This is a genomic window from Ornithinibacillus gellani, assembly GCF_003730295.1.
In the GTDB taxonomy this organism is placed as follows: Bacteria; Bacillota; Bacilli; order Bacillales; family Amphibacillaceae; genus Ornithinibacillus_A; species Ornithinibacillus_A gellani.
Genome location: NZ_QTSZ01000005.1, coordinates 19,893 through 32,807, shown reverse-complemented (window position 1 = coordinate 32,807; position 12,915 = coordinate 19,893). Strand labels below are relative to the sequence as shown.

At 39.7% G+C, this 12,915-nt stretch carries 13 protein-coding genes; 6 read left to right on the top strand and 7 right to left on the bottom strand.

Features of this window, described 5'->3' with window-relative positions; all coding sequences use genetic code 11:
* Window positions 1-19 precede the first annotated feature (19 nt).
* From DX933_RS00900 to DX933_RS00875, 5 genes are all read right to left on the bottom strand, one after another.
* Window positions 20-1,597: a bifunctional metallophosphatase/5'-nucleotidase gene (locus DX933_RS00900; protein WP_123314596.1), complete on the bottom strand. Its 1,578-nt coding sequence runs from the start codon at window positions 1,595-1,597 to the stop codon at window positions 20-22.
* Window positions 1,598-2,233: 636 nt separating this feature from the next.
* Window positions 2,234-3,031, bottom strand: coding sequence for a phosphonate ABC transporter, permease protein PhnE (phnE, locus tag DX933_RS00890; RefSeq protein WP_123314594.1), 798 nt, complete (start codon window positions 3,029-3,031; stop codon window positions 2,234-2,236).
* Window positions 3,031-3,819 carry a phosphonate ABC transporter, permease protein PhnE gene (gene phnE / locus DX933_RS00885; protein ID WP_123314692.1) on the bottom strand — a complete coding sequence of 263 codons (789 nt, stop codon included), beginning with the start codon at window positions 3,817-3,819 and terminating at the stop codon, window positions 3,031-3,033. Before phnE (DX933_RS00885) ends, phnE (DX933_RS00890) begins: the two co-directional genes overlap by 1 nt.
* A complete protein-coding gene (gene phnC / locus DX933_RS00880; protein WP_123314691.1) occupies window positions 3,812-4,615 on the bottom strand; it encodes a phosphonate ABC transporter ATP-binding protein in 804 nt (267 codons plus the stop codon). The genes phnE (DX933_RS00885) and phnC overlap by 8 nt, the downstream gene beginning before the upstream one ends.
* A 94-nt stretch (window positions 4,616-4,709) precedes the next feature.
* Window positions 4,710-5,636 (bottom strand): phosphate/phosphite/phosphonate ABC transporter substrate-binding protein, encoded by a 927-nt coding sequence (locus DX933_RS00875; RefSeq protein ID WP_123314593.1) that lies wholly within the window; start codon window positions 5,634-5,636, stop codon window positions 4,710-4,712.
* A 233-nt stretch (window positions 5,637-5,869) separates the two neighbouring features.
* On the opposite strand from DX933_RS00875, the gene DX933_RS00870 reads away from it, so the two are divergent.
* From DX933_RS00870 to DX933_RS00845, 6 genes are all read left to right on the top strand, one after another.
* Window positions 5,870-6,565 carry an ABC transporter ATP-binding protein gene (locus DX933_RS00870; protein WP_123314592.1) on the top strand — a complete coding sequence of 232 codons (696 nt, stop codon included), beginning with the start codon at window positions 5,870-5,872 and terminating at the stop codon, window positions 6,563-6,565.
* The gene (locus DX933_RS00865) at window positions 6,562-7,983 is read left to right on the top strand and encodes a hypothetical protein (RefSeq protein WP_123314591.1); all 1,422 of its coding nucleotides are present in this window, start codon (window positions 6,562-6,564) and stop codon (window positions 7,981-7,983) included. The genes DX933_RS00870 and DX933_RS00865 overlap by 4 nt, the downstream gene beginning before the upstream one ends.
* A 24-nt stretch (window positions 7,984-8,007) precedes the next feature.
* Window positions 8,008-8,457 carry a MarR family winged helix-turn-helix transcriptional regulator gene (locus tag DX933_RS00860; protein ID WP_123314590.1) on the top strand — a complete coding sequence of 150 codons (450 nt, stop codon included), beginning with the start codon at window positions 8,008-8,010 and terminating at the stop codon, window positions 8,455-8,457.
* 347 nt (window positions 8,458-8,804) lie between these two features.
* Complete coding sequence (locus DX933_RS00855) at window positions 8,805-9,062, top strand: glutaredoxin family protein (protein ID WP_123314589.1); 258 nt, start codon at window positions 8,805-8,807, stop codon at window positions 9,060-9,062.
* A gap of 101 nt (window positions 9,063-9,163) precedes the next feature.
* Window positions 9,164-9,718 (top strand): hypothetical protein, encoded by a 555-nt coding sequence (locus DX933_RS00850; RefSeq protein WP_123314588.1) that lies wholly within the window; start codon window positions 9,164-9,166, stop codon window positions 9,716-9,718.
* A gap of 169 nt (window positions 9,719-9,887) precedes the next feature.
* Window positions 9,888-10,592 carry an alpha/beta hydrolase gene (locus DX933_RS00845; protein ID WP_123314587.1) on the top strand — a complete coding sequence of 235 codons (705 nt, stop codon included), beginning with the start codon at window positions 9,888-9,890 and terminating at the stop codon, window positions 10,590-10,592.
* 479 nt (window positions 10,593-11,071) lie between these two features.
* On the opposite strand, the gene DX933_RS00840 is transcribed toward DX933_RS00845, so the two are convergent.
* Both DX933_RS00840 and DX933_RS00835 read right to left on the bottom strand, forming a co-directional pair.
* Entirely contained in the window at window positions 11,072-11,923 is an 852-nt protein-coding gene (locus DX933_RS00840) for a DegV family protein (RefSeq protein WP_123314690.1), read from the bottom strand.
* A 64-nt stretch (window positions 11,924-11,987) separates the two neighbouring features.
* Entirely contained in the window at window positions 11,988-12,896 is a 909-nt protein-coding gene (locus tag DX933_RS00835; protein ID WP_123314586.1) for a DMT family transporter, read from the bottom strand.
* Window positions 12,897-12,915 lie beyond the last annotated feature (19 nt).

Below are 12,915 nucleotides of genomic sequence, written 5' to 3'. Positions count from 1 at the left end.
TTCGCTGGAGCAGCTCTTTTTATTCCGGATAAACAGTAAAGTTTGGGTTGGCAGTGGCCTGCACAACGGGATGTTTTTCAAAGTACTCATGAATGAGTTCGACGGTATCTTTCTGAATTTCGCGGATGACTGGTTTTTGTTTGAACATATTGAAATTCCCGCCACCAGATGCACGATAATTATTCAATACTACCTCATAGGTTTCATCCATTTGAAGCGGCTTGCCATGATACATTACATGTTGGATTCGCGAGCCAACAGGCTGGTCCACATGAATTTCGTAATCAATTCCTTCCCACATATCATAATTATAATGCTGTGGCTTTGGCGAAATATAAGTTGGATTGACGACAACCTTTCCATGATCATCCAGCGTGAAATAGTCAGCACTTTTTTCTAGCGCTGCAAGGATATCCCTGCCTTTTAGTGCAAGTACTACAAGTGTATTTGGATACATATAGTTGGATACAACATCACGCATGGTCACCGTTGAGGTAAATCCAGTCGTATCGTTTTTTAAAATAGAAGTGACAGAAATGTCTGTGTCACTGGCATCCATTTGTACCCGCTGAATGAATTCAACGAAAGGATGCTTATGTGTACGGGCAACATGCGGATCTGTAATTGACATATCCCCAACAATCTTTCCAATTGGCTGATCAAGCCATGTTTGCGTAGATGCTTCTATCTTTTCCATATAGGTCATTATTTCCTGATCAGGTTCTATATCCCCAACGGCCCCAATAGCTCCTTCTCGATTGGTTAGCTGCCAGCCTGTCGCCGTTTGTTCAAATTGCAGGTCAACTACACCATAATACATGCCGTTATTCCCGGGCTGCAACACAAGCACATCGTGAATGGAACCTGTTAAAATGCGATGCTGATGTCCCGTCAACAGTACATCAATCCCCGGCACGCTTGCACATATTTGATAGCCCTGGTTCTCGCCGGTTAATTCTTCTGTTGGTTCACCGGAGTCCATATCCCGTTCAATGCCTCCATGATAGGAGACAATGACAGCATCAGGCTGCTCCTTTTCACGGATATATGGTACCCATTTTTGTAAAGTGTCACAAGCATCCAGGAAGGCTATTCCTTCTATATGTGCCGGAGATTCCCAATTTGGAATATATGGAGTGGTTACGCCGATAACGGCAATTTTTGGACCATTTGCCACCTCGTGAATGTAGTAGGGCTGACCAAAAAAGGGCTCACCACTTTCGACATCCACAATATTGGCGGATAACCAGGGAAAATCAGATTGCTTAACGGCATCCGTTACGATTTGTTTGCCAAAATTAAATTCATGATTCCCAATCACACCTGCGCGTACGCCAATCCGATTTAAAATCCCAACCATTGGATTTTCAGTTTGTGCATATTCTTTTACATAATGTGTCATGAGCGGTGTTCCTTGAATGAGGTCACCATTATCTAACACAAGTACATGTGGATGTGCTTGCCTTGTTTGTTTTACAATGGTTGCATACTTTGCCAGTCCAAGTGATGCTTCCTCATTTGTCCCGTATAAAATGGGCATAGCATTGCCGTGCACATCACTGGTGTATAAGATTTTTACAAGGGTATGTTCTGCCATCGTTGTGTTCATCCTTTCCAAATTGCGCCGTAAGATCTATTCGCGTGAAATGGTTTAATTGTATAAATGAGCTCTTGTGACAGGATAGGCTATTTCTCACAGATTAACTGGCTGTAAGCCCCCCCGTATCAAGCATTTATGTTGATAACAAGATGGTAAGTGGGGGATCAACAGCCAGTAAAGGCCTGATTGGTTCAACTAACAATCAGTGGTGGAAGAACGCCCCCCTGATTGAAGTTTCACTATATCACAGATTAACTGGCTGTAAGCCCCCCACCCTAAGGATTTTTGTTAATAACAAGCATTGTAAGTGGGGGATCAACAGCCAGTAAAGGCCTGATTGGTTCAACTAACAATCAGTGGTGGAAGAGCGCCCCCCCTGATTGAAGTTTCACTATATCACAGATTAACTGGCTGTAAGCCTCCCACATCAAGCATTTTTGTTGATAACAAGCATTGTAAGTGGGGGATCAACAGCCAGTAAAGGCCTGATTGGTTCAACTAACAATCAGTGGTGGAAGAACGCCCCCTGATTGAAGTTTCAGTCTATGAGCCATTTGCAATTTAATTCATAGAAAAGAAACGAAATCAAAAAGGGTGTGTTTTGATTTCGTTTCGGATTCGAGTTTCACTTTATTATACGATTCTTCTTCTAATTTTTGCAGAAATAAAGTCGATAATGGTTACAACGATGATAATCGCTAGTAAAATGAGCCCCATTTGGTTCCAGTTTCTATTCATAGAAGCAAACATAATCATCGTACCAATACCACCTGCACCTACAATTCCGAGTACGGAGGAGGCACGGATATCGATTTCAAATCGATAAATTGCATAGGACAGAAACTCCGGAATTACCTGTGGAATAACTCCAAAAAATAGAATTTGAATTTTATTGGCTCCATTGGATTCCATTGCTTCTACAACCTTCATATCAATTGACTCAACGACCTCAGAATAGAGCTTTCCAAGCATTCCTGTAGAGTGGATTGCAATGGCAAGTACCCCTGCAAAAGCATTTGGTCCAACAGCTACAACAAATAGGATTGCTAGAATTAATTCTGGGAAAGAACGGTTGGCAGATAATAACCATTTACCAAAGGTTGCTACACCGCGGTTGGTCATGTTTTTTGCTGCCAAAAAGCCTAGTGGTACAGCGAGAATGGATGCCATCAAAGTACCTGCAAAAGCAATAAAAATGGTTTCGACAATCTTAAGTGCAACCTCACTCATTGCAGCCCACTCTGGGCTAAACAGCTTCGGAATAAGGATGCCAAAGTTTTTAACAGAACGTTCGATTGCACGGCCCCAATCAATGTCAATACCAAGGAATGTCCATACATATAAGGCGATAATTGCCAAAGCAATCAGGACACGCTTGACTATTTTCCAGGTAGAGCGATGCGGTTTTGGAGGTAATGTATATGTTTCCATTAGATAAGCGCCTCCCTAATCTTATTACTAATATATTCGATTACGATAACGACAATAAAGATCAAGATAATGATTGCCATTGCGTTTGGATAGTTGTAGAACTGCAGCTCGCGGTCCAGGATAAGCCCAATACCACCAGCACCAACTAAACCTAATACGACAGATGCCCGTATATTAATCTCGAATACATATAAAATGAAGGAAGTTACCTGTGGCAGTATCTGCGGAACGAGTCCATAGAAAATAACCTGCAGCTTGCCACCACCGGAAGCTCTCATTGCTTCTAACGGGTCCATATCAACTGCCTCAATGGTCTCACTAATTAATTTTGCGAGAATTCCTAGTGAAAAAATAATCAAAGCCAATATACCCGGGAATATACCGACACCAAATAATCCAACAAAAATAACTGCCAATACAAGATCCGGAATGGTACGCAAGATATTCAAAAAGGTTCTGGAAACCAAATATAATGGTTTAAAAGTAGTGATATTTTGTGCCGATAATAAGGCAAGTGGCACGGTTAAGATCGCTGCAATTGTAGTAGCGATAATTGCCATCTGTATCGTCTGTGCCATTGCTGGCCAAATGGCTTTCACCACACTAATATTTGGCGGGAAGAACTTTTCGATTACCTGTTTCATATTGCCAAACGCATTCCCAAACCCTCCGACCATTTGCTGCTGCGTCCAGTACATACTAAATAAGTAGAATGCTAGAATCGCAAAAAAGATAATGGTAACCTGTGCCTTCGTTTTCGTCGGGTACATGGATGGTACTTTATTCATATCCGTTACATTTTCTTTTGTCACTGTTCATCTGCCCCCCACGCAAGTCATCCTCACGTATCGTACGGCCATAAATTTCTTCAAATGTTTGCTCCGTTACCTCTGATGCTGGACCATCGAAAACGACCTCACCTGCCCGCATGCCAATGATGCGATCTGCATATTCCATGGCCATATCGATAAAGTGCAGGTTAACAATTGTTGTGATTTTATCTTCACGATTGATCTTTTTCAAATAAGTCATCACCTGATGTGAGGTAGGTGGATCAAGGGATGCCACTGGCTCGTCCGCCAAAATATAGGATGGCTTTTGTGTTAACACACGTGCGATACTTACGCGTTGTTGTTGACCGCCACTAAGCTCATCTGCACGATTGTACAGCTTATCTGCAATGTTTACCCGCTGAAGACTTTCATAGGCTAACCCCACATCTTCCTTGGAAAAGAGGCTAAGAATAGAACGAAGTGTACCAGTATGACCCAAGCGCCCAGCCAATACGTTTTTCAATACATTGGAACGGTGGACCAGGTTATAGTTTTGAAAGATCATACCGACCTTTGTACGTAATTTTCTAAGGTCACGTCCGCCATACTTTAAAATATCTTCACCATCCACAATAAGCTCACCGGATGTTGGTGTGACCAATCGGTTAATACTACGGATAAAGGTCGATTTTCCTGCACCGGATAGTCCGACAATCACTACGAATTCACCGTCATTGATGGTGACATTTACATCTTTAAGGCCAACTGTTCCATTTGGATATACCAATCCAAGATCTTTAAATTGAATCATGATATGATGTCCCTCCCGTACGACAATCATTTGCAATTGAAAAAGGGGAGATGAATTGTCTCCCCCCTTATAAAAAGTTTTTCTGTTTGTTTAATTACTGTTCGATGATATCACGGAATTCATGATACGTATCTTTTACAATCTGATATTCTGAATCCTCGGCATCCTCAATAGCATCCCAAGTATACACATCGTTCATGATTTTAATCATATCCTCATCATCGTTGAAGGAAAGAAATGCTTCTTTAATTTTCTTCACTAAGTCATCACTTAGTTCTTTTGTAACAGAGATGGTGTCGTTCGGAATGTCTGCAGTATAATCAATTACTGCTAGATCATCTTTAATAGTTGGATATTCTTCTTCCAAGTTATCACGAACGTCTTCAAATGTAGTTGCAACGTCTGCGTCACCTTCTAATACAGAGATTGCAGCTGTGTCGTGTGAACCAGCTTGAATAACATTACTGAAGAAATCTGTTTCCAAATCTGCAGCAGAACCTAGCTCAAACTGTTCCATAAGCTGCTTCGCTGGGAAAAGGTATCCTGAAGTAGATCCTTTGTCAGCAAATGTCCAAATCTTACCTTTTAAATCTTCTAGGCTTTCAATTCCAGAGTCAGCACGAACAACATATTGTGCACGGTAAGAGCCTGCGCCATGACGCATGGATTTCAAAATAACATTTACATCATATTGTTCATTTGCCAATACGTAACCGAATGCTGGAATAAATCCAATGTGAACCTGGTTAGCACCCATTGCCTCAACCAATGCGTTGTAGTTAACCATAACTTTACCTTCTACTGTGATACCAAGCTCTTCAGATAGACGCTCTGCCAATGGTTCAACTGTGCTCGCAATATTTTCAGAATCCTGAGATGGTACAAAGCCCATAACTAGTGTTTTTGGATCTTTGCCTTCATCCTTATTCTTATCATCGTCTTTTTTGGAATCGTCTGAGCCACATGCAGCTAGACCAACCGCCAGTATTAAAACAAGCAAAAGACCAAGTATTTTTTTCATTTTTTTCCTCCTATGTATTAAAAAATAATTACAACTTACTATTAATTAAATAACATTTAGATGGAAAATGCTAGTTGTTTTTACAAATTAACTACTTTTTTTACGATATTTTTACGTGTGGGTCTAATTGACTAATGTTTTGGAAATATTTTGGCAAGCTATTTTGACCTAATATATTCGTTTGAAACTTTTTTTATACCAAAACGTAATGATAGGGGAGGAAGGTGAAAGGTATGAAAGTATTACAGGTTGAAAATGTCACAGTAAACATGAACCAGCGGACTTTGTTGCAAGATATATCCTTCGACATGGAACCGGGGGAAGTAACGGCTTTGGTTGGTCATAATGGCGCTGGTAAATCGACAATGATGAAGACGATTATGGGAATGTATGAATACACAAAGGGCGACATTATGATTAATGAGGCCTACCATCAGCATAAATCTTTCATCACCTTTAAACAATTGGTTTCTTATTTACCAGAGGAACCATTATTATTAACGGAATTGACCGTGATGCAGCATTTTCAATTATACGGAAAAAGCTATCAAATCGCAGAAAATAAGCTACATGATTTGATAGAGGAATACACGGTAGGCTTTGATTTGCAGGGGAAGTTGGATGAATATCCCGAAGCATTATCAAAGGGGATGCGTCAAAAGGTGCAGACGATCTGTTCGTTTTTACTTGATACGCCATTATTATTGATTGATGAGCCATTTATGGGATTGGATATATTTGCTGTTGATTACTTTGAAGCATTATTAAAGCGGAAGATGGAGCAGGGGACAAGCATATTAATTACGACACACCAGCTTGATCGGATGAAGGATTTTGCTTCTAGTTTTATTTTATTGCAGCATGGGGTAATAAAGAATAAAGGGCCAATTGAGGCCTTTGAAACCATCACAAGGACATCAGAATCATGATACGCCAACCATCTAGCTGGAAAGCATATATTCATATTCGAAGAAGCCGATTCCGGAAAAAATACAAGCTTATAAAAATGGCACTTCAAATGATGATTGATAAAACGATTGCGATTTATTTGGTCATTTTATTGGGATATGCTGTGTCCGCGTTTTTTATTTTTGCTGATCTTGCAACGACTTATCAATCAGAATTACAATTTTTTGAAACAGAGGCAGAGGCACGCTTTTGGCTTATTTTAACGGTTATTCCTTTGCGATATTTGTTTCAAGCCTTTCGATTGCCAAGTGTATTTATTACAAGCTCCGATTACCAGCTTGGACTATTACCTTATTCCATTCGACGTATTTGGATGTATGTTGCTGCGGAAAAATGGGTAAAGAAAATAGTAATATATGGTGTATTGGTACCTGTGATGGTGTGGGTAACAGGTATTGCAGCAAAAATACTGCTATTATATGCCGTCTTATTTATTGTTACCGACATATTGATGACTGTTCCACAATGGAAACTGTACGGACAGAAGTGGTACGTGAAATCAGGCTGGCTCTTTGTTGGCTTGTTATTCAATGGTATCGGTCTCTATTTTTCAATTACGATAGAAGTCGGAATATTCATTTTTGCCATACTGCTTGTTTGGAATGGCCTGCTTATCCCCCATATTTTCAAGCATGTGAACTGGCCACGGATAACGGAAATAAGTGATTATCATACGTGGAAAATGCCATTCATTGAACGCGCATCAGAAACAAAATATAAGCGGAGTCGCAGGTTTGGCATGTTTTCGCAATCCAAACGGAAGAAGTATCCGTTTCATTATGATAATCATTCCATTTACAGTCGAATGTGGCAGCTTTATTTCCGGAATAACCTGGAGCATGCTTTCAAATTGGTAGGTGCACTTTTGGTCATGCTGGTGATGGTCAGGTTGTTTTGGACAGCATTTGCTATGTTTATCGCTATTGCTTTAGCTTTGCATATTTTCTTTGTTACGGCGGGCACCTTTTTTCGTGATCGCTTTCGAACTGATTTGCTGGAGGTGTTGCCTTGGGACTTATTCACCTATAAACAGGCATATATGCGCTGGATGCTCATAGGGAGTGTGCCACTCGTGCTTACCATCTTTTTTCATTTTGTGTTTCATTTTACATGGTGGGCACCATTTCAATTATTGTTTATTGCAGTTATCGCAATTTTTATTGCCAATCAAAGGTTGGATGCGTCTATAGCGGTAATAAGTAAATCAAATACAACATCTTTGGGCAAGGAAATGGCTTCTTATATATTGCTTGGCATATTTATTGTCAGCTATTTCTATCCATTTCTTTCGCTTCTAGCACCAATTATTTTGGTCATTCAGTTAAGGAAATTACGAGAAAATCGTATGGAAATCCCGGTAGAACACATTCATATGTGAAGCGGAGGAAAGGGGAATGGCAGCATGACTGGACTTTTTGATAAGAAGCATGACCCATCTTTAAAACTTTTTGTCGTATTGTCGAAAACATATCGCGTCATGATGGAAGAGGTAGAAAAGGATATCCAAACGCGGGGACTACGATTGACAGATTTTGCCGTATTAGAACTACTCTACCATCGCGGTGAAACACCTTTGCAAAAAATAGGCAAAAAAATTCTGCTGGCTAGTGGCAGTCTAACCTATGTGATTGATAAGTTGGAAAATAAAGGTCTACTCAAAAGAATGCCTAGTCCAGTCGATAGGCGGATTACATTGGCAGCCTTGACGGCATCTGGTCACGAATTATTAGATACCATCTTCCCAGGGCATTGGTCAAAAATTGAACAACTGACAAATGGATTAACCTTGGACGAAAAAAAGCAAGTTACTCATTTATTGAAAAAACTAGGCACAAACATTCGAACGTATTAAAGGTGTTATGTTTATTTAACTGGTGTTGCCCAATGGATAGCAAAAAAAGAGTGATTTCATGTTTTGTTTTTTAGTTTCTCGGATATATATAACATAAGTGATGAAACGGCTCGTATGTATTCCCCTGCATACGGGTTGTTCATTCCAACTATAAGGTGTCGTCTTTCCACCATACAACGTAGTCAGTCAACGAAAGGGTAGGAATGAAGCGACATCTTTTTTGTCGACTAAAATTCATGATTGTTGTCACATAAATGAAATATACAGTTTATTGTTTGAATGAAGTGGGTATATTTTACATGTGACAAGACAGTTTAACGTTTTTTATTTTTTAGGAGGATCGATACATGAGTGTCAAGGAAGCTGTTATCTTTATTAGCAATAATTGTGAGAAGTGTGATGACCTATTGGAACAATTGGATGCGTGGAATATTTCTTATGAAACCAAAAATGTCACGGACAATAGAGAATATATGAAGGAACTGCAGGACCAAGGAGTATACGGAACACCAGCTACTTTTGTGAAGAATGGTTCGCGAGTTATTTTGGGGTTACAATTCAATCGAATAAAGCAAGCCTTAGGTGTAAATGGGGCATCGTTTTAATCTATCGTTACGCCAACACAATACGTGCAAAAATACGCACAAGGATTCACTTTTTGCATATCCTAAAAAGTAAGCAGGCAAAATAAAAGGATGTGCATCAAATGAGAACAAAAAGATATCCTTATCAAGGGTATGGGAACCAATATCAGGCTCGAAATACAAATATACAGCATTGGCAACCATACGAATTTGATGAACCAATCCAACAGCCAACCTACAATCAACATACTCCATTTTCCTACTATGCAAAGCCACAGCAACCTGCGAATTGGCATGAAAACGTCCATTCACAAGGAAACTATCCTATTCAGGGTTCATCATCTCAACAATTGGATTGGACGTATCACCAAGGTTCACATCCACCATATTTGGAAGAAAATGAGCTACAGCATGGGTTACCACCATATATGGGGAATGATATGCAGCAACCCCAGTTTACGGAAAATGGTTATATGCAATCATCACAGCAATCACAACCAATTCAGCAACAGTCTTCACCACCATCTTCCAACGCCCCGTCCCCTTTTCAAAACACAAATGGACAGATAGATTTTGATAAAATGCTGTCAACTGTTGGTCAAATTGCAAATACCTATCACCAGGTCGCTCCAATCGTCAAACAATTTGGAGCACTTATGAAAAGTATTCGTTCGTAGTAAGAAGCCGTCGTCTCTTATGCCGTGGCTTCTTTCTATTTCATTAAAAACGCGTAATTTGTCATATTTTCAGTGGAAAAAGGGTAAAAGAAAGGTAGCACAATAAATAAAGCCAAAGTGCATGATTTTTGGGTGCACGTGCCAGTATAAATCGTTAGGAGAATGAGCAATGATAGGATGTCTAGTAATTCATGGTTACACAGGTGGTCCGTATGAATTAAAGCCATTAACGGAATACTTAAAGGAGCATACAAACTGGGAAATTAATACGCCAACATTGCCCGGCCATGGTGAAAAGCTGGCTTTGGAAGGCACAACACATGATAAATGGATTACTGCTGCTGAAAAATCGCTCCAGCAAATGAAAAAGAAATATGATCAAATATATTTGATTGGCTTTTCCATGGGGGGGATGATTGCCGTCTACCTAGCTGCAAAATATAAAGTTGACAAGCTTGTGCTGCTGGCAACCGCAGGAAAGTATTTATCCTTTAAACAAATTAGCCTTGATTTAGGTCAAGTCATCATGGATGCTTTTAAAGGCACGTTGAAAGAGAATAAACTATTTATGCATTATAAAAAGAAATTACGGTCTGTCCCGATGAAAGCGAACATTGAATTTTTAAAGCTGTTAAAATTTACAAGGAAATACTTAAAGAATGTAGAATCGCCAGTGCTCATTGCACAAGGCCATATGGATGGAATGGTACCATATCGCACGGCATACTACCTGGAAAAAGAAATCCCTTCACAGAAAAAAGAGGTTGTCTTTTTTGAAAGATCCAGACATTTGATTTGTTTAGGAAGTGATAAGGATACATTAAATACGATGGTGTATCAATTCTTGTCTCAACCAGAAAATCAAGAAGTTTGATCGCAGGTATTTGGAATGTAAAAAAGGAAGAAAGCCAACGAAAAGCGCTATCGCAGCACTTGTCGGCTTTCTCCCTTTTCCATCTGATGACATACATATGCGGAATGCACATATTCGTTAAAAATTGGTACGGAATCGATAGGAATTTGACGAATACAAGTGATGCGTCAAAAAATCGAGTGTGAAACGCCGAAAACTAAACGGTTCAGCTGAATGCGTCAAAAAATCGAGTTGGAATCCTCGAAAACTAAACGGTTCAGCTGGAATCGTCAAAAAATCGATTCGAAATCCCCGAAAACTAAACGGTTCAGCTGGAATCGTCAAAAAATCAGTACGGAATCCCCGAAAACTAAACGGTTCAGCCGAATGCGTCAAAAAATCGAGTTGGAATCCTCGAAAACTAAACGGTACTCCTTACACCCTCCTTCATAAGGGTGAGCCGTAAAGTTAATACAGCAAAAGCATCGCTAAAGGCACTTTTAATCTTTAAAAAAGGAGATTACAAGTGCGCCTTCTCCGCCATAGGTTGAAATGAGTGGTCCGGTTTCGGTTATATATGAATCTTTGAAACTGTATTTATCCATAATTTCCGCTAAAACTCCCTTTGCATGTTCTTCTGCATTGCAGTGGGTTAGCGTAATGATTTTGTCTTCCATGTTTCGAGTGTAATCACCAATTTGCTCGATGAAGCGGCGAATTGATTTTTTCTCTCCGCGCACTTTTTCTGAAACTTCAATGGCACCTTCCGAGCTGGCGCGCATAAGCAATTTGATATTCAAGGTTTTTGCAATGGCACCTTTTACCTTATCCAGTCGTCCGCCCAAAATGAGATTATCCAAGGATTTTAACACGAATAAAGTAGTTGTTTGCTCTACCCTTTCCTCGATATGGTTCACAATCTCTTCAAAGCTTGCTTGATGTTCAAGCATTTTTACAGACTCATGCAATAGGAGGGCAATACCGCAAGATGCAGTCTTTGTATTAATGACAGCGATGCGACGATTGGGTTCTTCTTCCAATAGCATGGTTTTTGCTGCAACAGCGTTATCATATGTGCTGCTCAAAGCCTTGGAAAGACTTAGCATAATGATTGGATTATTTGGGTCAACTTGTTTATATGCTTCATAAAAATCATTCGGGCTTGGTGCAGAGGAACGGGGCAATTCACCAGTTTCTCGAATCTTCTGAAAAAAATTAGCCAATTCTATTTCACTGCTTTTATAATGATCTTCTTTAAAATGTATATATAATGGCACTACTTTAATATCCCGTAAGCTACTGATCCGTACCGGGATATCCGCGCCACCATCTGTCATTAATTGAATTTCCATTTCTTCACCCATTTCTATCTCGTTACTGTAAGTATAACAGCTTATTAGAATGGTTCCTATATAATTATTTGATCTTTTTGGAAATCGTAACATTCCGCTTGCGTGCTGTACCCATTGTGAATAAAAATAGGCCGAATAATACGACAGACCCACCTAACCATTGTGAATAACTAATTTTTTCACCTAAAATGAAATAGGCCAGGATAGAAGCGCCCACTGGTTCAAAGATAATCCCCATGGAAATGGTTGCCGTACTGAGCCATTTCAATGCCCAATTAAATAAAGTGTGACCAAGAAACGTTGGAATGATGGCTAAAGCGATAAAAATCCACCAATGACTCGTTGGAAATCCAATAAAAGGATTACTAAGAATGATATTATACGCAATTAAAACAATAGCAGCAATACTATAGATGACAAAGGTATACGTCATAATGGATAGCCGCTTTCGGACACTTTGCCCTAATAAAAAATATATGGTTATCATCACTGCACCAAGTAGAGCAAGTATATCACCAAACAGCGCCACACCACTCATCTGTAAGTCACCCCAGCTGATGATGATACTTCCGAGCAACGCAATAATCATACTAATCAAGGCAGCTGGTGAAAATCGTTCCTGAAAAAATAAATAAGTTCCGAGGAAGGCAAAAATTGGCTGCAGTGAGACGAGCACAACAGAGCTTGCCACAGACGTATAATTCAACGACTCGAACCACAAAATAAAATGAAACGCTAGAAAGATTCCAGCTAGAGTGGAAAAAATCCAATCCTTCCGCTGAATTAGTTTTAGTTCATGTCGATATTTTAATAAAACGATCGGCAGCATGAATAAAACGGCAAAAACAAGCCGATAATTAGCAATCATAGCAGCGGGTGTACCTGCCGCTAATTTCACCAAAATAGCAGAGGAAGAGACCGATATGGAGCCAATGACGATGACAAAATATGGATTGATTGGTGGTAGTCTCAAGTAAATTACTCCTCTCTGG

What these genes read in the sequence shown, in the direction of transcription:
- DX933_RS00900 (WP_123314596.1), bottom strand. Translation starts at nt 1,597, where the DNA reads ATGGCAGAACATACCCTTGTAAAAATCTTATACACCAGTGATGTGCAC.
- phnE (WP_123314594.1), bottom strand. Translation starts at nt 3,031, where the DNA reads ATGGAAACATATACATTACCTCCAAAACCGCATCGCTCTACCTGGAAA.
- phnE (WP_123314692.1), bottom strand. Translation starts at nt 3,819, where the DNA reads ATGAATAAAGTACCATCCATGTACCCGACGAAAACGAAGGCACAGGTT.
- phnC (WP_123314691.1), bottom strand. Translation starts at nt 4,615, where the DNA reads ATGATTCAATTTAAAGATCTTGGATTGGTATATCCAAATGGAACAGTT.
- DX933_RS00875 (WP_123314593.1), bottom strand. Translation starts at nt 5,636, where the DNA reads ATGAAAAAAATACTTGGTCTTTTGCTTGTTTTAATACTGGCGGTTGGT.
- DX933_RS00870 (WP_123314592.1), top strand. Translation starts at nt 5,870, where the DNA reads ATGAAAGTATTACAGGTTGAAAATGTCACAGTAAACATGAACCAGCGG.
- DX933_RS00865 (WP_123314591.1), top strand. Translation starts at nt 6,562, where the DNA reads ATGATACGCCAACCATCTAGCTGGAAAGCATATATTCATATTCGAAGA.
- DX933_RS00860 (WP_123314590.1), top strand. Translation starts at nt 8,008, where the DNA reads ATGACTGGACTTTTTGATAAGAAGCATGACCCATCTTTAAAACTTTTT.
- DX933_RS00855 (WP_123314589.1), top strand. Translation starts at nt 8,805, where the DNA reads ATGAGTGTCAAGGAAGCTGTTATCTTTATTAGCAATAATTGTGAGAAG.
- DX933_RS00850 (WP_123314588.1), top strand. Translation starts at nt 9,164, where the DNA reads ATGAGAACAAAAAGATATCCTTATCAAGGGTATGGGAACCAATATCAG.
- DX933_RS00845 (WP_123314587.1), top strand. Translation starts at nt 9,888, where the DNA reads ATGATAGGATGTCTAGTAATTCATGGTTACACAGGTGGTCCGTATGAA.
- DX933_RS00840 (WP_123314690.1), bottom strand. Translation starts at nt 11,923, where the DNA reads ATGGAAATTCAATTAATGACAGATGGTGGCGCGGATATCCCGGTACGG.